The sequence below is a fragment of the Actinoplanes sp. NPDC020271 genome (assembly GCF_044388125.1).
Lineage (GTDB): Bacteria > Actinomycetota > Actinomycetes > Mycobacteriales > Micromonosporaceae > Actinoplanes.
In genome coordinates this window covers 238,257-255,811 of record NZ_JBIRWQ010000013.1, presented here as the reverse complement: position 1 = coordinate 255,811, position 17,555 = coordinate 238,257, and the positions used below count along the sequence as shown (strand labels likewise).

20 protein-coding genes and 1 pseudogene are annotated in these 17,555 nt (G+C 71.0%); 13 read left to right on the top strand and 8 right to left on the bottom strand.

Annotated elements, in window-relative coordinates; translation table 11 throughout:
* Positions 1 to 120 precede the first annotated feature (120 nt).
* Complete coding sequence (locus tag ACH442_RS27620) at positions 121 to 606, top strand: RNA polymerase sigma factor (RefSeq protein WP_396341028.1); 486 nt, start codon at positions 121 to 123, stop codon at positions 604 to 606.
* A gap of 162 nt (positions 607 to 768) precedes the next feature.
* Here the strand turns inward: ACH442_RS27620 and ACH442_RS27615 are convergent, their stop codons facing one another.
* Complete coding sequence (locus tag ACH442_RS27615; protein WP_396341012.1) at positions 769 to 1,344, bottom strand: alpha/beta fold hydrolase; 576 nt, start codon at positions 1,342 to 1,344, stop codon at positions 769 to 771.
* Positions 1,345 to 1,397: 53 nt separating this feature from the next.
* Here ACH442_RS27615 and ACH442_RS27610 point away from each other — a divergent pair, with 53 nt between their 5' ends.
* Positions 1,398 to 2,540 carry a low temperature requirement protein A gene (locus tag ACH442_RS27610; protein WP_396341027.1) on the top strand — a complete coding sequence of 381 codons (1,143 nt, stop codon included), beginning with the start codon at positions 1,398 to 1,400 and terminating at the stop codon, positions 2,538 to 2,540.
* 85 nt (positions 2,541 to 2,625) lie between these two features.
* Here the strand turns inward: ACH442_RS27610 and ACH442_RS27605 are convergent.
* Positions 2,626 to 3,408 (bottom strand): annotated as a pseudogene (locus ACH442_RS27605) (SDR family oxidoreductase); the annotation flags it as partial.
* Entirely contained in the window at positions 3,405 to 3,965 is a 561-nt protein-coding gene (locus tag ACH442_RS27600) for a TetR/AcrR family transcriptional regulator (RefSeq protein WP_396341011.1), read from the bottom strand. The gene ACH442_RS27600 and the pseudogene ACH442_RS27605, both read right to left, overlap by 4 nt.
* Before the next feature lie 52 nt (positions 3,966 to 4,017).
* Between ACH442_RS27600 and ACH442_RS27595 the strand changes: the two genes are divergently transcribed.
* On the top strand, positions 4,018 to 4,875 hold the full coding sequence (locus ACH442_RS27595; protein WP_396341010.1) for an SDR family oxidoreductase: 858 nt from the start codon (positions 4,018 to 4,020) through the stop codon (positions 4,873 to 4,875).
* Positions 4,876 to 4,929: 54 nt separating this feature from the next.
* On the opposite strand, the gene ACH442_RS27590 is transcribed toward ACH442_RS27595, so the two are convergent.
* Together ACH442_RS27590 and ACH442_RS27585 are read right to left on the bottom strand one after the other, a co-directional pair.
* A complete protein-coding gene (locus ACH442_RS27590; protein ID WP_396341009.1) occupies positions 4,930 to 5,361 on the bottom strand; it encodes a hypothetical protein in 432 nt (143 codons plus the stop codon).
* Positions 5,342 to 5,878: a YbhB/YbcL family Raf kinase inhibitor-like protein gene (locus ACH442_RS27585; RefSeq protein WP_396341008.1), complete on the bottom strand. Its 537-nt coding sequence runs from the start codon at positions 5,876 to 5,878 to the stop codon at positions 5,342 to 5,344. The genes ACH442_RS27590 and ACH442_RS27585 overlap by 20 nt, the downstream gene beginning before the upstream one ends.
* 65 nt (positions 5,879 to 5,943) lie before the next feature.
* On the opposite strand from ACH442_RS27585, the gene ACH442_RS27580 reads away from it, so the two are divergent.
* The 7 genes from ACH442_RS27580 (at position 5,944) to ACH442_RS27550 (ending at position 11,562) form a co-directional block, all read left to right on the top strand.
* Positions 5,944 to 6,582, top strand: a complete 639-nt coding sequence (locus ACH442_RS27580; RefSeq protein WP_396341007.1) for a GntR family transcriptional regulator — start codon at positions 5,944 to 5,946, stop codon at positions 6,580 to 6,582.
* A 23-nt stretch (positions 6,583 to 6,605) separates the two neighbouring features.
* Positions 6,606 to 7,538, top strand: coding sequence for an NAD-dependent epimerase/dehydratase family protein (locus ACH442_RS27575; RefSeq protein ID WP_396341006.1), 933 nt, complete (start codon positions 6,606 to 6,608; stop codon positions 7,536 to 7,538).
* Positions 7,525 to 8,664, top strand: a complete 1,140-nt coding sequence (locus tag ACH442_RS27570) for a glycosyltransferase (protein WP_396341005.1) — start codon at positions 7,525 to 7,527, stop codon at positions 8,662 to 8,664. Before ACH442_RS27575 ends, ACH442_RS27570 begins: the two co-directional genes overlap by 14 nt.
* A 12-nt stretch (positions 8,665 to 8,676) precedes the next feature.
* The gene (locus tag ACH442_RS27565; RefSeq protein ID WP_396341004.1) at positions 8,677 to 9,396 is read left to right on the top strand and encodes a hypothetical protein; all 720 of its coding nucleotides are present in this window, start codon (positions 8,677 to 8,679) and stop codon (positions 9,394 to 9,396) included.
* On the top strand, positions 9,393 to 9,731 hold the full coding sequence (locus tag ACH442_RS27560) for a hypothetical protein (protein ID WP_396341003.1): 339 nt from the start codon (positions 9,393 to 9,395) through the stop codon (positions 9,729 to 9,731). Before ACH442_RS27565 ends, ACH442_RS27560 begins: the two co-directional genes overlap by 4 nt.
* Complete coding sequence (locus tag ACH442_RS27555; protein WP_396341001.1) at positions 9,731 to 10,816, top strand: glycosyltransferase family 4 protein; 1,086 nt, start codon at positions 9,731 to 9,733, stop codon at positions 10,814 to 10,816. The genes ACH442_RS27560 and ACH442_RS27555 overlap by 1 nt, the downstream gene beginning before the upstream one ends.
* 125 nt (positions 10,817 to 10,941) lie before the next feature.
* On the top strand, positions 10,942 to 11,562 hold the full coding sequence (locus ACH442_RS27550; protein WP_396341000.1) for a hypothetical protein: 621 nt from the start codon (positions 10,942 to 10,944) through the stop codon (positions 11,560 to 11,562).
* Between the two features lie 90 nt (positions 11,563 to 11,652).
* Here the strand turns inward: ACH442_RS27550 and ACH442_RS27545 are convergent, their stop codons facing one another.
* Complete coding sequence (locus tag ACH442_RS27545) at positions 11,653 to 12,066, bottom strand: DUF6069 family protein (RefSeq protein WP_396340999.1); 414 nt, start codon at positions 12,064 to 12,066, stop codon at positions 11,653 to 11,655.
* A gap of 131 nt (positions 12,067 to 12,197) precedes the next feature.
* On the opposite strand from ACH442_RS27545, the gene ACH442_RS27540 reads away from it, so the two are divergent.
* Both ACH442_RS27540 and ACH442_RS27535 read left to right on the top strand, forming a co-directional pair.
* Positions 12,198 to 13,337 carry a sensor histidine kinase gene (locus ACH442_RS27540; RefSeq protein ID WP_396340998.1) on the top strand — a complete coding sequence of 380 codons (1,140 nt, stop codon included), beginning with the start codon at positions 12,198 to 12,200 and terminating at the stop codon, positions 13,335 to 13,337.
* A gap of 173 nt (positions 13,338 to 13,510) precedes the next feature.
* Positions 13,511 to 14,188, top strand: coding sequence for a response regulator (locus ACH442_RS27535; protein ID WP_396340997.1), 678 nt, complete (start codon positions 13,511 to 13,513; stop codon positions 14,186 to 14,188).
* Positions 14,189 to 14,414: 226 nt separating this feature from the next.
* Here ACH442_RS27535 and ACH442_RS27530 read toward each other — a convergent pair whose 3' ends face one another.
* A complete protein-coding gene (locus ACH442_RS27530; protein WP_396340996.1) occupies positions 14,415 to 15,173 on the bottom strand; it encodes a hypothetical protein in 759 nt (252 codons plus the stop codon).
* A gap of 70 nt (positions 15,174 to 15,243) precedes the next feature.
* Complete coding sequence (locus ACH442_RS27525; protein ID WP_396340995.1) at positions 15,244 to 15,465, bottom strand: hypothetical protein; 222 nt, start codon at positions 15,463 to 15,465, stop codon at positions 15,244 to 15,246.
* 258 nt (positions 15,466 to 15,723) lie between these two features.
* Here ACH442_RS27525 and ACH442_RS27520 point away from each other — a divergent pair, with 258 nt between their 5' ends.
* Positions 15,724 to 17,469 (top strand): ArnT family glycosyltransferase, encoded by a 1,746-nt coding sequence (locus ACH442_RS27520; RefSeq protein ID WP_396340994.1) that lies wholly within the window; start codon positions 15,724 to 15,726, stop codon positions 17,467 to 17,469.
* Positions 17,470 to 17,555: the final 86 nt, after the last annotated feature.

Sequence of the window (17,555 nt, the reverse complement as noted above, 5' to 3'; positions counted from 1 at the left end):
ACTCCCCCCCCCACACCTCATAGCCAACTCAGTCGACGGCTTCGCGGGCGCGCGGGGGGGGGCGGGGGGGGGGGGGGGGGCGGGCGCCGCCCCCCCCCCCCCCCCCCCCCCCCCCCACGCCTGCGGGCCATCGCCCGCCGCTTCCGGATCCCGCCGGATCAGGCCGGTGACCTGTTGCAGGCGACGTGGCTGCAACTGTTCAACGGTATCGACCGGTTGCAGTGCCCCGAAGCGGTCGGATCGTGGCTGGCCGTGACGATGCGCAGGTTCTGCCTGCACGCGCTCACGGGCCGGGACCGGGAGTATCCGGTGACCGGTTTGGACGAGTGGCTGGCCCAGCCGGGCGAGGCGCCGGAGGCGGGCCTGCTGCGCGCGGAACAGGCGGCGAGTGTCCGCCGCGCGCTGGCCCGCCTCCCGGAGCGCCAGCGGCGGCTGCTGTGGCAGATCGCGACCGACCCGGACGCGCGGTACACCGAGCTCAGCGCCCGGCTGGACATGCCGGTCGGTGCGATCGGGCCGACCCGTGCCCGTGCCCTGGGCCGGTTGCGGCGGCTGCTGCTCGACGAGGAGCGGGCCACGCACTACGCCTGGGCGACGAGGCGCTGACATGCGGATCCTGGCGATGTTGCGGAACCTGCTCGACCCGGGCGACCTCGGGGACGACGGCGAGTCCTGGGTCTACCCGATGGAAACCCGCACCCGGACCGTCGAGTCGTGGTGGGAGATCCGCGAGTCGCGGGCGCCGTGCCCGGCCGTGGTGGACTGGGCCTACACCGCGTCGTGGACGAGCGCCGCGAAGGCCGCCGGGTCACGCAGGTGCGGGAACCCTCGGCCGGCGACGGGCGCCTGCGGCGCCGCGCCGACCCGGATCCCGGACCACTCACGGTAGGCTTCGGGCAGGGTCAGATCATTGCGCCGTACGGCGAATTGCCGGTAAGCCCCGGGAATCGCCCCCGCGTCGGCCGCGGTGCCGGCGTCCAGCGTGATCATCTGCTGCACGGCGTAACGCTCGGCGAACGTGCGCGCCAGCACCACCGACTCCCCGTGCGTGACCAGCACCGGCGCCCGGTGCAGGTCCAGTCCGCGGACGAGCAGCGCCAGATCCTGGGCGAGACCGGACAGGTCCTCCCGGGGCGCCGAGTCGCCGTGCCCGGGCAGGTCGACGGCGACGGCCGCGCAACTGCTGCCGAGCTCGGCGGCGACCGGCCACCACATCGTGCGGTCGTAGCGCAGGCCGTGCAGCAGGACGACCGGACGCCCGAAACGTCCCCATCGGTCGTATATCAGCCGATTACGCGGCGTGCCGTAGGCGTGAGTGGTGCGGCGTGGTGGTTGCGGAAGCACGCGTGGTCAACGACGGGCGGGGGTGCCCCGGTTACGCTGCCGCGGTGCCATTGATGCTGACCCCGATGCGACCCCGTGACCCTGCCGAGCAGGGACGGACCGCCACGCCGCTGGAGCTCTTCTTCGACCTGGTGTTCGTGGTCGCCGTCAGCATCGTCGCGGTGCAACTGCACCACGCACTGACCGAGGGGCACGCGGCGCACGGGCTGATCTCGTACGCGCTGATCTTTTTCGGTATCTGGTGGGCCTGGATGAACTTCACCTGGTTCGCCACCTCCTACGGCGCCGACGACTGGCTCTACCGCCTTCTCACGTTCCTGCAGATGGGCGGCGTGCTGGTACTGGCCGCCGGGGTGGAACCGGCGTTCACCGACGGTAATTGGCTCGCGGTGACGATCGGCTACGTGGTGATGCGCATCGCGATGGTCGTCCAGTGGCTGCGAGCATCCCGTCTCGCCGGTTCCAATCGAAAGACCACCTTGCGGTACGCCGTGGGAATCGCCATCGTTCAGGCGTTCTGGATAGTCCGGCTCTTCCTCCCGGCCGAGATCCAGCCCTACCTGCACGCAGTTCTGATCCTCGGCGAACTCGCCGTCCCGGTGATCGCCGAGCGCACCGGCTGGACGCCGTGGCATCCGCACCACATCACTGAACGCTACGGACTGTTCACGCTGATCGTGCTCGGTGAGAGCCTGCTCGCCTCGGCCAACGCGATCATCAAGGCGCTGCACGACCACGAGGCGCTCGCCCCGCTGGTATCCATTTCGGTCATGACCCTCGTGGTCACCTGCGCGCTGTGGTGGATCTACTTCTGGCCGCCGCACCACCTGTCGATCCGCGGGTTCGCGCAGAACATCCGCTACGGATACGTGCACTACTTCGTGTTCGCCGCGGCGGCTGCGTTCTCGGCCGGCATCGAGGTGCAGATCGACGCGCTCACCGGGCACAGCGAGCTGGGCGCGGTCGCGGCGTCGCTGACGGTGACGATCCCGGTTGCGGTCTTCGTCCTCGGGATCTGGTGGATCGCGCTGCGCGAGAACGCCGACCGAATCGTGAACGTCGTCGTCCCGCTCGGCGGCCTGCTCGTGCTGCTGGACCCCATCACGCCGATCCCGGTCCTGCTCACCGCGGTGGTACTGGTCCTGGTCGTGGTGACACTGGTGATCCACCCGCCGGTCCGTCGTGTGACCGGATAGTCCGCTTCGACGGCGAACTTCCGTCCGTGCCGTCCGTCGATCCGGCCGCGACCACCTCCGCCGCGAAGGTCGCGCCCGGATCGACTGGCCGCAGGAATTCGCGGGCGCCACGCAAGCGGGTCTTTCCCCTCAGGCGTACGGCGATGGCGCCCGGAAGTCCGCTCGCCGCGCGCAACGCCGTGGGCAAGGCGTGCTCGTCCAGGCCGTCGCGACGGGCGATCAGCACACCCAGCTCATGGCGGCTGATCGCGTCCGGCCCGGCGACGTGGTGCACGCCGGGCACGCCGATCAGCCCGAGAATTGCCGCAGCCAGGTCGGTGACGTGGACCGGGCACCGGATGTCATCGGTGAACAGTGCGCCTGTTCGTTTTCCGGTGGCGAGGTCGTGGACGAATCTCTCGGTGGGCGATTCCCCGGAGGCGACGATCAACGACGTACGCACAATGGCAGCGGCCGGGACCGAACCGCGAACCGCAACCTCGGCAGCGGCCTTGGCCGCGCCGTAAGGCGTGATCGGATCCGGCACCGACGACTCGTCGTATTCCGGAGCGCGCCCCGAGAAAATCGCGTCACTGGAGACGTGCACCAGCAGCGCGTCGAATTCCGCGGCGGCCGCGGCCACGTGCATCCCGCCGTCCGCGGTCGTCGTCCAGTCCGCCTGCAGATAGGCCGCGTTGATGATCGCTTCTGGTCGCACGTCGGCGACGAGCTCTCTGACGTCGGCGCGGCGGCGGATGTCGAGCCGCCGCCCGCCCGGCCCGATCGGCTGGGTGTGGAAGGTGGCCGTGACGTCGTGACCCGCCCGCCGCGCCTGGCCGGCGACCTCCCGTCCCAGCAGCCCGCTGCCACCGACGACCAGGACCCTCACCGGATCACCCGCAGCAGCTGGGCCCGGACCTGATCGGCCGGACCGTCCGGGGCGCCGGTCATGCCCCAGGTGATCAGCGCGCCGTTGTAGGCGGCGTGGATCGCACGGGCCAGCCCGGGGTCGATCCGATCGGGGTCGATCTCCCCGGACGCGGCGGCGGATCGGAGGACGACGGCGATCGCGGACTCGACGGCGGTCGCATACTCCCGGGCGACCTGCTGGAACTCGGGGACCGAGAGGTCCATCAGCAGGAACGCCAGGTGGTTGGCGAACTCGGCCGAGTCGCGCACGCTCGCGGCCATCGCCACGAACTCGTCGACCAGCGCGGCCACCGTGGGTGCGGCGGCCAGCCGGGCCGGGACGACCTCGGCCGAATGCCGGGCCAGGGCCAGCAGCAACTGATCCTTCGAACCGAAGCGCTTCAGCAGCGCCGCGGCGGTCAGGCCGACCCCGGCGCCGATCTGTGCGAGCGTCACCCCGGCCGGGCCGGACGCGGCGACGGCGTTCGCGGTGGCGGCGAGGATCGCGTCGTCGGAGACCGTGCGGGGGCGTGCCATGCCAGCACGATACCGGGTCGACCGAGTTAGTGAATCATGGTTAACTAACTCGGTGGAGAAATCATTGGCAGGAAAAACCGCCCTGGTCGCCGGGGCCACGCGGGGAGCCGGGCGAGGCATCGCCGTCGAGCTCGGCGCGGCCGGGGCGGAAGTCTGGGTGACCGGGCGCAGCACGCGGGCGAGCCGCTCCGACATGGACCGGCCGGAGACGATCGAGGAGACCGCTGAGCTGGTCACCGCGGCCGGCGGCCGGGGTGTCGCGGTGGCGTGCGACCACAGCGACCCCGCGCAGGTGGCGGCACTCATCGGGCGGCTCGGGCGCCTCGACATCCTGGTCAACGACGTCTGGGGCGGGGATCCGCTCAGCGAGTGGGGCACACCGTTCTGGCAGCTCGACGTCGGCAAGTTCCGGACGATGTGGGAACGAGCCGTGCTCACCCACCTGATCACCAGCCAGCATGCCGTGCCGCTGATGATCCGCGACCGGGCCGGGCTGATCATCGAGGTGACCGACGGGGACGGCAAGGAGTACCGGGGGAACCTGACCTACGACCTGACCAAGACGGCGGTCAACCGGCTGGCCCTCGCGCAAGCCTCGGAGCTGCGGGAACACGGGATCACGGCGGTCGCGGTGACCCCGGGGTTCCTGCGCTCGGAGGCGATGCTCGACCACTTCGGCGTGACCGAGGCGAATTGGCGGGACGGCGGGGAGAAGGACCCGCACTTCCTGGCCTCGGAAACGCCGCACTTCGTCGGTCGTGCCATTGCCGCGCTGGCCGCCGACCCGGACGTCGCGTCGCGATCCGGGCAGGTGCTGACGTCTTGGGACCTGGCCGAGCAGTACGGGGTCTCCGATGTCGACGGGCGGCGCCCGCACTGGGGCCGCCACTTCGAGTCCGTCCAGGCGTAGGAGAGCGCTCGCCTGGTGGATCCTGGCTGGGACCGCTAGATTCTGTCCCGCGGATCACTCGGCGACGGGCGGGCGGTGACGCATTCCGCAGTTCAGCTCGGTGGGATCGGCCAGATGTCCCGACCGTGCGGACGTGCCGGCGGTCGCGCCGTGGATCCGGGCGCAGTAATCCGTGACGTAGGCGGCGAACACCGGCGCGTTCCATCGTGCGGCTGCCGCGCTGACGGCCTGCTCCGGCTCCGGCGGATCGTTCCATCCGGCCGTCTCCGGAGCCTGCCGGCCGCTGCCGAGGTCGCGTAGCCGCCGGTGCTGGAACGGATCGCGGCCGGGGCCGTCGAAATCGTCGGTCGGGATGGCGCCGCGGGCCTGACCGTGCGGCGGCTCGGGAAGCTGTTCGGGATGGGTGGTGTCTCTGTTCCGGGGTGCGCTGTGATGGCCCGCCGGGTGGGCGGGCCATCGGCGTCGGTCAGCCGGCCGGGATCTCACCGGCGGCGACGATGGTGGCTCGGGCCAGGGTCTGGTTGTGGATGGTGAAGCCGAGCACCGCCGGCGTCGCGTCCGGCCCCACGCCGACCTTGTCGGTGCTCAGCGCGTGGACCGTGATGAAGTAGCGGTGCCGACCGTGCCCGGCGGGCGGGGCGGCGCCGATGAAGCGGGCCTGGCCGGCGTCGTTGCGCAGCTGGTAGGCGCCGGTCGGCAGGGCGGAGCCGGTGTCGTCGCCGGCGCCTTCGGGCAGGCTGGTGACGTCGGCCGGGATGTCGGCGACGGCCCAGTGCCAGAAGCCGGACTGGGTGGGGGCGTCCGGGTCGTAGACGGTGACGACGTAGCTCTTCGTGCCTTCCGGTGCGCCGGACCAGGAGAGCTGCGGCGAGACGTCCTGGCCGCCGGGGACGCCGAACGCCCCCGAGTACTGAGCCTGGGCCCAGGCGGCGCCGTCGGCGACGGTGCTGCTGGTGACCGTGAAGGTGCCCGTCTCGGGATGGCGGGCGAACGGGTCGTTCATGCGGTGTCCTTCCAAGAACGATCTGACGTGATCGACCATAGCACTGATAATCGATTATCTGGCAAATGGTCTACGATGCTGGCATGAAGCAGATGCTCTCCGAACGGGTCTACACCACGATCCGCGACGAGATCCTGTCCGGTGTCTTCGCCCCCGGGGTCGCCCTCAAACCCCAAGAGCTTGCCGGGGCGTACGGCGTGAGCCTCGCCGTCGTCCGCGAAGCCCTCGTGCGGCTGGTCGGCGACGGGCTCGCCGATCGGCTCACCAACCGTGGATTCGCGGTGCCCACCCCGTCCGACCAGCGGTGGCAGGATCTCGCCGAGGCACGCGCCACGTTCGAGCCGGCGGTGCTGCGACTCTCGATCGAGCGGGGCGACGTCGAGTGGGAGTCGCGGGTGCGGGCGGCACATCATCGGCTCGCGCGGACCCCGGCGTACGAGAAAAGCGCCTGGACCACCGCCCACCGTGAGTTTCATCGCGCTCTGCTGGACGGCTGCGGCAACGCGATCATGTTGGAGACGTTCGACCGGCTGTGGGTCGCGAGCGAGCTGATCCGGGTCTGGGCGACCGACCTGGCACCGCCGCGCGATCACGTCGGCGAGCACCGCGCGTTGGAGGAGGCGGCGCTGGCCGGGGAGGCCGACCTGGCCGCCGAGTTACTGGCGCGGCACGTCTCGCTGACCGCTGCCGGCCTGGTCGGATGACCGGGACGGCTAGAGTGCCGGGTGTGCGGGTGGTGGTGACGGGCGCGGCCGGTTTCATCGGCAGTCATCTCGTGCTGGCGCTGGTCGAGGGCGGGTTCGACGTGCTGGCGGTGGATGCTCCCGGGCGCAACGCGTCTCCCGGAGCGGCTGCGGAGAACCGAACTGTGCTGGCTGACGCCGGGGTCACGGTGACCGAATGTGATCTCATTACTGACGATCTTGCGCCGCTGGCGGAGACGGAGGTCGTGCTGCATCTCGCGGGGCGTCCGGGCGTGCGCAGCTCGTGGGGGAGCGGGGCGGCGGAGACCTACCGGGCGAACGTGACCGCGACCGAGCGGCTGCTCGCGGCGTGCGCCCGGAGCCGGCCGCGGTTCGTGCTGGCGTCCAGCTCGTCGGTCTACGGCGAGGCGGCCCGGCCGTCGGGCGAGGACGATCCGGTGGACCCGAGAAGTCCGTACGCGACCTCGAAGGTCGAGGCGGAACGGCTGGTCCGACGGGCGGCTGCCGAGGGCATGCCGGCCGTGGTGCTGCGCTACTTCTCCGTGTACGGACCCAGGCAGCGCCCCGACATGGCATTCCACCGTTTCGTCGAGGCCGCGCTGGCCGGCTCGCCGGCGCCACTCTACGGCGACGGTGGTCAGCGACGTTCGTTCACGTTCGTCGACGACGTGGTGAGCGCGACGATCCGCGCCGCCCGGGTGCCCTTGCCGGACGCGACGGTCCTGAACGTCGGGCACCCGGGGACCGTCAGGCTGCACGACGCGCTTGACCGGATCGGATCACTGCTCGGAGTCGCCTCGCCGACCGTGCCGAAGGATCCCGCGCCCGGTGACGTAGCGTGCACGTGGGCCGGCACCGACCGGGCGCGGGAGCTGCTCGGCTGGACCGCGACGACCAGCCTGGACGACGGGTTGGCGCGGCAGATCGCCTGGCATCGGGAGCGTGCCCGTGGCTGAGGGGCATCGCGCGGCGTACGTCGCGTTCGACCGTTTCCCGTCCACCAAGGGCTCGGCCGTGCACATCCGGCACATGGCGGCCGAACTGTTCGAGCGCCACGGCGGTGGGCTGCTGTGCGTGCTCGGCGGTGGTGATCTTCCCGCCTACCAGCGCGAGGGCGCCGTGGAGATCGTCCGGTTCACCGGTGTGGTGCCGAACCTGCTCGACCGGGCGCAGGCGTTCACCGCGTGGGTCGCCGAGCAACTCGCACCTCATCGGGACACTCTGCAGCTGTGTCACGTGCGGGATCCGTGGAGTGCGCTGCCGGTGACCGGGCCGATGGTCTACGAGGCGAACGGGTTGCCGTCGGTCGAGCTGCCGTACGCGTGGCCGATGGTCGCACCGAGCACGCTCAGTAAGATCCGTGAGCTGGAACAGGACTGTCTGCGGCGGGCCGCGGCGGTGGTTGTGCCGTCGTACGTGATCGAGAAGGCCGTTGTTGATCGCGGCGCCGCGCCGGACCGCGTACATCTGATTCCCAATGGAGCGGACCCGGTGCCGGCCGGACTACCGCGACCCGGAGCGGCGCCGGGCCGTTATCTGATCTACGTCGGTGCGCTGCAGCCCTGGCAGGGCGTCGACGTGTTGCTCCGGGCGTTCGCGCGCCTCGCCGACCTGACCGACCTGCACCTGGTCGTCTGCTCGTCGGTGTCGCCGAACCGGGCCCGCCCGCTGCGCCGGCTCGCCGACCGGCTCGGCCTCGGTGATCGCGTGCAGTGGCAGTACACGCTGCCGCACGAGCAGGTCGCCGCGTGGCTGGCCAACGCCGAGCTGTCCGTGGCACCGCTGACCGCCGGCCCGCGCAACCTGGACCAGGGGTGCAGCCCGATCAAGGTGTGGGAGTCGATGGCCGCCGGCACCCCGGTCGTCGCCTCGGATCTGCCGGTGATCCGCGAGGTTCTCGGCGACGACGGCCGGTTGGTGCCGCCGGACCGTCCCGCCGAGTTGGCCCGCGCCATCCGGGTGATGCTGGAATACCCGGACGCGGCTCGCGCTCTCGCGGCGCGGGCGCAACAACGAGTCCTCACCTGGTCGGACGTCCGTCGTCGGCTGGCTGTCGTCTATGACCAGGTACAGGCTCGCTGATACGGTCCGATCATGTTCTGGCGCGCGCAGAAGGCAGCCCTCGCGGGGTTCCACCCGCTGCACCGAAGCCTGGTGCACGAGCGCGGATTCACCGCGACGCAACCGGCAGCCGGCTGGACCGCGCTGATCGACAGTCTCTACCGCCACGCCGGCCTGGTGAAACGGCGCAAATGGGCGCTTCCGGCGCGGACCCTCGACGTGGTCGTGCCGCTGATCACCGAACTCTGCTCCGACCTCGGCCCCAAGGGCACCCTGACGGTCACCGCTGACCTGCGCGGACGCGACGCACCGGGCAAGACCGGGCCGGAACGCCAGCTCGCGGTGCGCCCGCCGGTCAAGTCGGCGAGCGAGGCCTGGGTCGTCGACCCGTGGTTACGGCTGCGTGGCGAACTGCGCGACGGCAGCATCCTGGAGATCCTTGTCGTCGACCGGGAACGCAAACGCCGGATCACCAAACGCAATCCGCGCGGCAAGACCAAGTGGAAGCGCAAGAGCAAACTGGTGCAGACCATCAAGGTGCGCCGCCGCCTGCCCGCCGGCCTGCCGAGCCGGGTCCCGGCGACGCCACCACCGCCGTGGATCGGCGTGTTCGTCCGCGAGGGCGAGCGTCGCAGCGTGCTCGCCGGCGCCAAACTGACCCGGATGCCGAGAAACGGCCAGGAACAGGTCGACCGGATCCTCACGGTCGCCACCGAGCCGTTCCGGTGGACCTTCGGTGGAGGAAACGCATGACGCCCTGCACGGTCACGACCGGGTTCTTCACCCTCGGCAAGTGCGGGGTGATGGCGGTGGCGGGCTGCCCGGCCTGCGGACGGGCGCTCTGCGCGAACCACGTCACCGAGGGCGGCCTCTGCCCGGAGTGCGCCGCCGCCCGCAACCAGGTCGGACATCCGGCCGCGGCGGCCGCTTACCGGCGGAGGCGCCATCGGCACCGGACCTCGCAGGAGTTCTCCGACACCGTCTGGTACGGGGGATTCGACTCCTACGACCGGGCGCCGTTCGACCCGGGGATGGGCGCTGACCAGGACTATCTCGACGACGGGAACGACGCGCTGGTGGACAGCTGATGCGCCTGCTCTGGATCACCGAGAACTATCCGCCCAGTTCGGGTGGGATGGCGAACTCGTGCGATCGGATCGTCCGGGGGCTTCGGGCGGCCGGGGTGGCGGTGGATGTGGTGCACCTGAGCCGGCGATCGTTACCGGCTCGGCACGGGGTGCGGACGGTTCCGTTGGGGAGGGATCCGGAGCACGCGCTGCGCATGTTCTGGACTGAGATCTGTCCTTCTGCTGCTTCCTATTCGCATATCGTCGCCTTCGGTGGCACTTATCCGCTCTTGGCGGCGCCGGTGTATGCCGCGTGGGCGGCACTGCCGCTGATCACCCTCCTGCGTGGCAACGACTTCGACACCGGCATGTTCTCGCTGCGCCGCCAGCCCGTCGTCCTCGAGGCACTGCGCGCCTCCGCCCACGTCTGCGTCGTCGCCAGCAGCACCGCCGCGCAGGTCGGCGCCCTCGCACCCGGCGTGCCGGTCACATGGGTCACCAACAGCATCGACACCGAGGACTGGCAGATCCTGCCGTCCGAACAGGCCCGGGCCGCCGCCTGGCGTTCCACCCTGGGGCGCCGCACGCTCGGCCTGATCGGCCAACTGAAAAACAAGAAGGGGGTACGCCTCCTGCTCGACGCGATCGTCGCCGGCGGTCACGCCGAGCGTTTCCACGTCGTGCTCGCCGGCGAACTCGAGCCCGGAATCGAGGAGTGGCTTTCCGCGCACCCGTCCGTGGCCCACACGGTCCTGCCGTTCCAGGACAGATTCCAACTGCTTTCCGTGTACGCCGGTTGTGACGTGATTGCCCTGCCCTCCTATTACGACGGACTCCCGAACGTGGCCCTCGAAGCGGCCGCCCTCGGCATTCCGTTGCTCACCTCCGACGCCGGAGGTCTCGCCGACCTGGTCGACGAGCAGATCGGTTTCCGATTCCCGGCCGGGGATCCGCACGCCTGCCGCGCGGCCGTGCATCGGGTTGCGCTCGCCACGGACGACGAGCTCGCGGCCTTGGGAGCGGCCGGTGCCCGTCGCGTCCGGGAACGGTTCGACGTCGCCAGTGAGACGGACGGCTACCTGAAAGTGCTGGCCTCGACGCAGTGATCGTCTGCTATGCGCAAGGAGGTGGGCTCGGGCATCTGACCCGGATCCGCGCCTATTTGCACACCGTTCACGGTGACGAGCCGGCGACCATTGTCAGTGAATCGCCGTTCGCGGGGGATCCACGGGTGGTGGGGCCGCATCGGGTGGTGCGAGGGCCGATCGACGATGTGTTGCGGGAACTACGGCCGTCGACTCTCGTGGTCGACGTCTTCCCGGCGGGAATCGGTGGGGAGCTGACTGTCCCGGACCGGGTTCGGACGGTTCTGCTCGCTCGATTGTTGCGGGGTTATGCGGGGCGGCCGGTGCGGTTCGATCAGGTCTGGACGGTGGAGGAGGCGACGCTCCCACCCGGCATCTCCGGAGATGTCGCCCGGCTGGAGTTGGTGGATCCGCCGGCGCCGTCGCTCCCGATCGCGGCGGGGACCTGGCTGATTCCGCACGCCGGGCCGGCTTCGGAGACGGCAGAGCTCATCGCGTACGCCCGTGAATGCGCCGGCCTCGAGGATCGTGAGCCGCGGCTGCTGGTCGCGTCGCCGCACCCGCCGCCCGGCGACGTCGACCACATCGACGTGTATCCGGTGTGGCCGCTCTTCGCCGGGGCCGAGCGGGTGATCTCGGCGGCCGGGTTCAACGTCGTCCGGCAGATGCGGCCGTGGCGATCCAAGCACCGGATGCTGCCGTTCGCGCGCCGCTGGGACGATCAGTTCACTCGGGCTGCGCGCGCCCGCCGGGAGATACAGCGCTGACGCCCGGGCGCCTGGGCTCGGCTGGCCCCGAGAGGTGCAAAAAGCTGCCGTTGCACCCCTGAGTACCGGCCGGCCTCGGCGGACCGGACCTCAGCGGCAGTTGCGGCGGCCGGGGAGGCCGATGATCAGGGCGGCGCCGACCGTGAGGTGCATGCCGAGGAGGGCGAGCTTCGTGCCGATACCGATGCCGCTGCCCAGCGGCCCCGCCAGCGAGATCAACAGGATGACCGCGGTGACGATCCGGTAGATCCGGACCGGGTTGCCGGACTTGCGCTCCAGAACCGCGAGCAGACCCCATGCCGCCAGCCCGGCGACCAGCGCGGTCAACGCTACCGCGACCGGACCGATCTGCTGGGTGCCGCTGCCCTGCCGGACGGTGAGGGGCACGCCGGCCCACGGGGCGTTGACGGCCCAGAGCAGGAGGGCGCCGGCGACCCCGGCGAGTACGGTGAGGGCGCGGCCGGTGGTGCGCTTCGTGTCGGCGGTGTGCGTCGTGTTCGTCATGCCGATCAGACTGGCGGCCCGAGGCCGGTGACCACATCGGACCGAGGGCGGGCCGGGCACCCTCCTTCGGTACTGCACCCTCCTACTTTGGAAGGTGTCGGCGCCCGGACGCACCCGGATAGCCTCGCTCCGTGACCGCACCCCGCTGCCGTGACTATCCCCTCGGCGCGATCGGCTCCGTTCTCGGCGCCGCCGTCGTGCTGGGGGTGACCACGCTCGTCTCCTGGTGGGCCGGGCATCCGCTCGGCCCGCTGTTCGCGCTCGACGTGGTGACCGGCTTGCTGAGCTGGGCCGTGGCGCCGCTCGTGCTGTGGTGGCCGGTGCAGGCGACGGTCGTGCTCAGTGTGCTGGCGGCGGTGTCGCCGACGGCCACCCCGGCGGCCACGATCGGCGCGATTCAGGTGGCGCGGCGCAAACCGCTCCGGGCCGCGGTTGCGGTCGCGGCCGTCGGGATCGGGGCGCATGCGGTGCAGGGCTGGTGGCGGTCGAGCGGCGGGATGCCGTACGGGTGGTGGCTGGTTCTGGTCACGGTCGGCTACGGCGGGCTGGTCGGCTGGGGTGCGTGGGCGCAGGCCCGGGAGGCGCTGATCCGGTCGCTGCACGAGCGCGCCGAGCGGGCCGAGGCGGAACAGGGCCGCCGGGTGGCCGAGGCGCGCATGCTGGAGCGCCGCAAGATCGCCCGGGAGATGCACGACGTGCTGGCGCATCGGTTGTCGCTGCTGGCGACGTTCGCCGGGGCGATGGAGTTCCGGCCGGATTCGTCACCGGAGCAGATGTCGCGGGCGGCCGGCGTGGTGCGGGACGGGGTGCACCAGGCCCTGGAGGAGTTGCGCGAGGTCATCTCGCTGCTGCGCGACGACGACTCGCTGGAGCTCCATCCGCAGCCGGTGCTGGCCGACGTGCCCCGGCTGGTGGAGGAGTCCCGCTCGGCGGGCACCGAGGTCGAGTTGGAGCAGGCGGTGGAGGAGCCGGGGGAGGCGCCGCCGGTCGTCGCGCGTACGGCGTACCGGGTGATTCAGGAAGGCTTGACCAACGCGCGTAAACACGCGGCGGGGCAGGGGGTCCGCGTGGCCGTGCGGGGTGGGCCGGGCGACGGGCTGGAGATCGAGGTCCGTAACGCGCTGGGCCCGGGTCATGCGCCGCCCGGCTGGTCGGGTGGGGCGGGGCTGGTCGGTCTCACCGAGCGCGTCCAGTTGGCCGGTGGGCGGCTCGATCACCAGGAGGTCGCCGGAGAGTTCCGTCTCCGCGCGTCGATACCATGGCCGCCATGACGCCGGTCGTGACGCGGTGGTGTCCGTGACGAGCGGTGATGAGGTGGTCCCGGTGACCGGTGGTGACGCTGTGATGCGGTGGCGGCTGCCGCCGGTGGTGACGCGGTGATCGGGTGTGGCCGCGGCCGGTGCTGACGGCGTGATCGGGTGGTGGCTGTGGCCGGTGCGATGGGATGGTGCCTGTGACGGATGGTGACACGGTGGTGCCGGTGCGGGTGCTCGTGGTGGACGATGACGCGCTGGTCAGGGCCGGGCTGACGATGATGCTGGACGGGGCGCCGGGGATTGCGGTGGTCGGTGAGGCGGCGGACGGCGACGAGGTGCCGGCGGCGGCGGATGCGCACGGGCCGGATGTCGTGCTGATGGATCTGCGGATGCCGCGCGTCGACGGGATCACCGCGACTCGGCGGCTGCGGGCGCGTCCGCGGCCGCCCGAGGTGATCGTGCTGACGACGTTCGACGCCGACGAGAACATTCTGTATGCGCTGCGGGCCGGGGCGAGCGGGTTCCTGTTGAAGGACACGCCACCGGCGCGGATCGCCGAGGCGGTCCGGCAGGTCGCGGCGGGCGAGCCGATCCTGTCGCCGCGGATCACCCGCCGGCTGATGGACCGGGCGGCCGTGCAGGCGGGAGCATATGCGCAGGCCAAAGTCACGCTTTCGGCGCTCAGCCCGCGCGAGCGGGACGTGGTGGTCGCGATCGCTCAGGGGCGGTCGAACACGGAGATCGCCCGGGCGCTGGACATGACCCTGGCGACCGTGAAGACCCACGTGTCGCACATCCTGACGAAGCTGGACCTCGACAACCGCACACAGATCGCCCTGCTCGCCCACGACGCCGGCCTGGCCTGACCCGCGCCCAGCGGCCCGCCGCACCGACCCGCGAGGGTCGTCCTCGAAGCCGGCCGCGACGGTCGGGTCATGTGCCGGCCGGGCGCGGAGCGGAGCCGGGTAAGCGGCAAGCCGCGGGTGCGCCGGAATGGAGCCGGGTAGCAGCGGGCCAGGGGTGCGCGGGGGTGGTTGCGTCGGAGTGGGTCGCGCCGGAGTGGGTGGCGCGGTCGAGGCGCGGTGGGGTCGGTCAGGCGGTGCGGTGGACCCAGGCGGGGCGGGCGGGGGTGAGGTGGCGTTCGCGGACGGGGAGGTTCTTGCGGACGGTGTCGGCCCGTTGCTCCGCGTCGGCGGCCTGGCGGCGCAGGCTGTCCTGGGCCGTGAACGCCACCTGCGAGTCGTGCCAGGCGGCGCGTTCCGCGGCGGCCGAACGACGGTAGACGGCCTGCCGGTGCTCGTTGATCGCGGTCAGCAGCACGAGTTCCTGCTCGACCGGGTGCAGCCGCGGATCCCAGCCGGCCCGCCACGCCTCGGCCGGCAGGTCACCGTCGGTCACGGCGTGGGTCAGGGCCCGGTGCAGGAACCGCTCACGGTCGGCGTACTCGGCCGGGGTCTGCGGCGTGCCGGGGGCGGCGAACGCGGCCGTCGTCCGGGCCCGGGTCAGCCGCTCCTCGGCATCCTGCCAGGCCTGCCACGCGGTGTCGGCATCCTTCTCGGTCCGGCGCCACAGTTCCTGCCAGCGCTGCGACGACTCGTGGGCCCGTTCGGCCGCGACCTGCATCTCCTCGGCGAACCGCACGGTTTCGACCGCTTCGGCTTCGAGGCGTTCGCGTTCCTGCTGGTAGCTGCGGGCCTGCCCGAGGATTTCCAGGAGGGCGAGTTTCGGGTGCCGCATCGCTTCGGGGCTGCCGAGCAGCAGCAGCGCGGGCAGCGCCAGGATGATCAGGATCAGCCAGATCGCGACCGGGCGGGCCGAGTCGGCGAGCAGCACGTGTGACACCAGTTCCATGATCGAGACTCCTCAATGCATGTGGCAGCAAGGGCGGCCGGGAAGCCGGGGAAAAGAAGAAAGCGCGCTGTTACGCGAAGAGCGCGGGCGGAGCGCGAGAGACACCGGTCGACGCGGTGATCTGCTCGGTGAGGACCCGCTCGCGCCCGATCACCGGGCGGGCGGTCGCCTCGCCGGTGTCCACAAGCGAGTCGTCCAGGGGCTTCGACGCGCCGCCGAACACGGCCAGCAGCACGGCCCGCAACAGGCACAGGAGTCGGAGCAGCACACCGCGCGCCGAGTCCATGACCATGGCCTCCAACCTACCCAGTGACCATCGTCAGATCCACGCGGCGCGCACAGGAGATGTGTCACGTCCGGGGGACGAGGACGGCCGACGAGGTGTGGTGCAAGCCTCGATCACACCTCCGATCAGACGTACTGACCTGGTCTTTCCTGGTGGCTGTAAGTCGCCCGATGGCCGTACGGGCCGGTTCGGGCAGCGTCGGCGTGCCAGTATGGGGTCCGCTTCGGCGAAAGCCGGGCCGACCTCGGGGGAGGAACCAGCTCGATGAGCCAGGAAACGGCGCCTGCGGACACCGGCGAACCGACGCCGGTCGTCCCGGCCCAGCGGCAGCCCGACGTTCGGGTCCGGGCCGGTTCGCGCCTGCGGCCGTGGATGATCCTCGTGGTGATCCTGCTGTTCCTCGGGCAGATGGCGGCCGGCATGGTGACGGCGGCCCGGCAGCAGTCCCCGACGGTCGACGAGCCGGTGTATATCGGCACCGCGGCCACCTATCTCCAGGATCACCGGTTCACCTACAACTACGAGCATCCGCCGCTGGCGAAGCTGGTGATCGCGTCCGGGCTCGCCTTCACCGACGTGAAGCTGTTGAAGCCGTATTCGAATCACCCGTCGGCTCTGGGCACGTCGCTGCTGTACGAGGACGGCAACGACGCCCAGCACGTGCTGTTCGCCGCCCGGCTGCCGATGATCATTCTGACGTTGCTCTTCGGGCTGGTGGTGTTCGCGTTCGCGCGGGACCTGACCGGCCCGATCGGCGGCCTGCTGGCGCTGGCGTTGTACGCGTTCTCGCCCGACGCGATCGCGTTCGGCGCGCTGGCGAACGTGGACCTGCCGTCCGCCGGCTTCCTGTTGACCGCGTTGTGGCTGCTGTGGCGGGCGCGGCAACGGCCGTACGTCTATCTGCCCTTGGCGGGTGTCGCGCTCGGCGCGTCCACCGCCTCGAAGATGAGCACGCTGCCCGCGGTGCCGATCGTCGGGTTGCTCGTGGTGCTGACGGTGTGGCACCTGACCCGTGATCGCGTCGCCGGGGAGCGTCCGGTGCTGCGGCGGCTCGGGCTCGGGGCCGCGGCGGCCGCCGGGGTCGTCGCGATCTCCGTTGCCGTGGTCTGGGTCTGTTATCTGGTCGTCGACCCGCAGATGCACTGGGTGTCGCCGACGAGCGTGGGCCCGCTGACCGGGGTGAAGGCGAACCTGACGAACCTGTTGCCGTACCCGCGCGCGTATCGGGACGGCATGCGCTACCAGTTCAACCTCGAACACGCGACGTACTCCGGGTTCCTGTTCGGCGAGTCGTACCAGGGCTCGAAGTGGTACTACATTCCGGCTGCTCTGCTGATCAAGGAGCCGATCGGGATGCTGATCCTCTGGATCATGGGCACGGTCGCCATGCTGATCACCCCCCGGCTGCGTGCGGCCGCGCCGTACATCCTGGTTCCGACCCTGCTGCTGACCCTGGTGGCGCTGGCCGGGTCACGGAACTGGGGTGTCCGCTACGCGATCTTCGTGCCGGTGATCCTGGCGGTCGTGGCGGCTGCCGTCATGGCGTACCGGCAGCGGTGGCTGCACGTGGCCGCGGGACTTCTCGCGGCGTATGTCGCGGTCAGCTCGCTCAGCGCGTTCCCGTACTACCTGGCCTACTCCAACGAGGCGTTCGGCGGGGTGAACGGGACGCACGAGGTGCTGACCGACTCGAACGTCGACTGGGGTCAGGACCTGTCCCGGCTCGGCACGCGCCTGAAGGAGAGGTATCCGGGGCAGCCGGTGTTCCTGATGTACAAGGGGCGCGGTGAGCCGGCCTACTACGGGATCACCGCGATCAGCCCGTTCAGCGTCCCGCTCGATCAGGTGCACGGCGTCATCGCGATCTCCGAACGATGCCTGGCCCCGATGGGCGCGTGCCTGCCCACCACCGGCAACCGCAGAGCCGCCCGTGCGCAGCTCGACCAGATCCTGGCCACCAGCCGCAAGGACGAGTTGGTCGGCGGCTCGATCCAGATCTATCTGAGGTAACCGGGGTACCACCGGGGGACATACCAGTAGCTGTCCCTGGGGCGGGCCGGAACTCCGCGGGGCACTCTCGATGACGTCAGCGAACG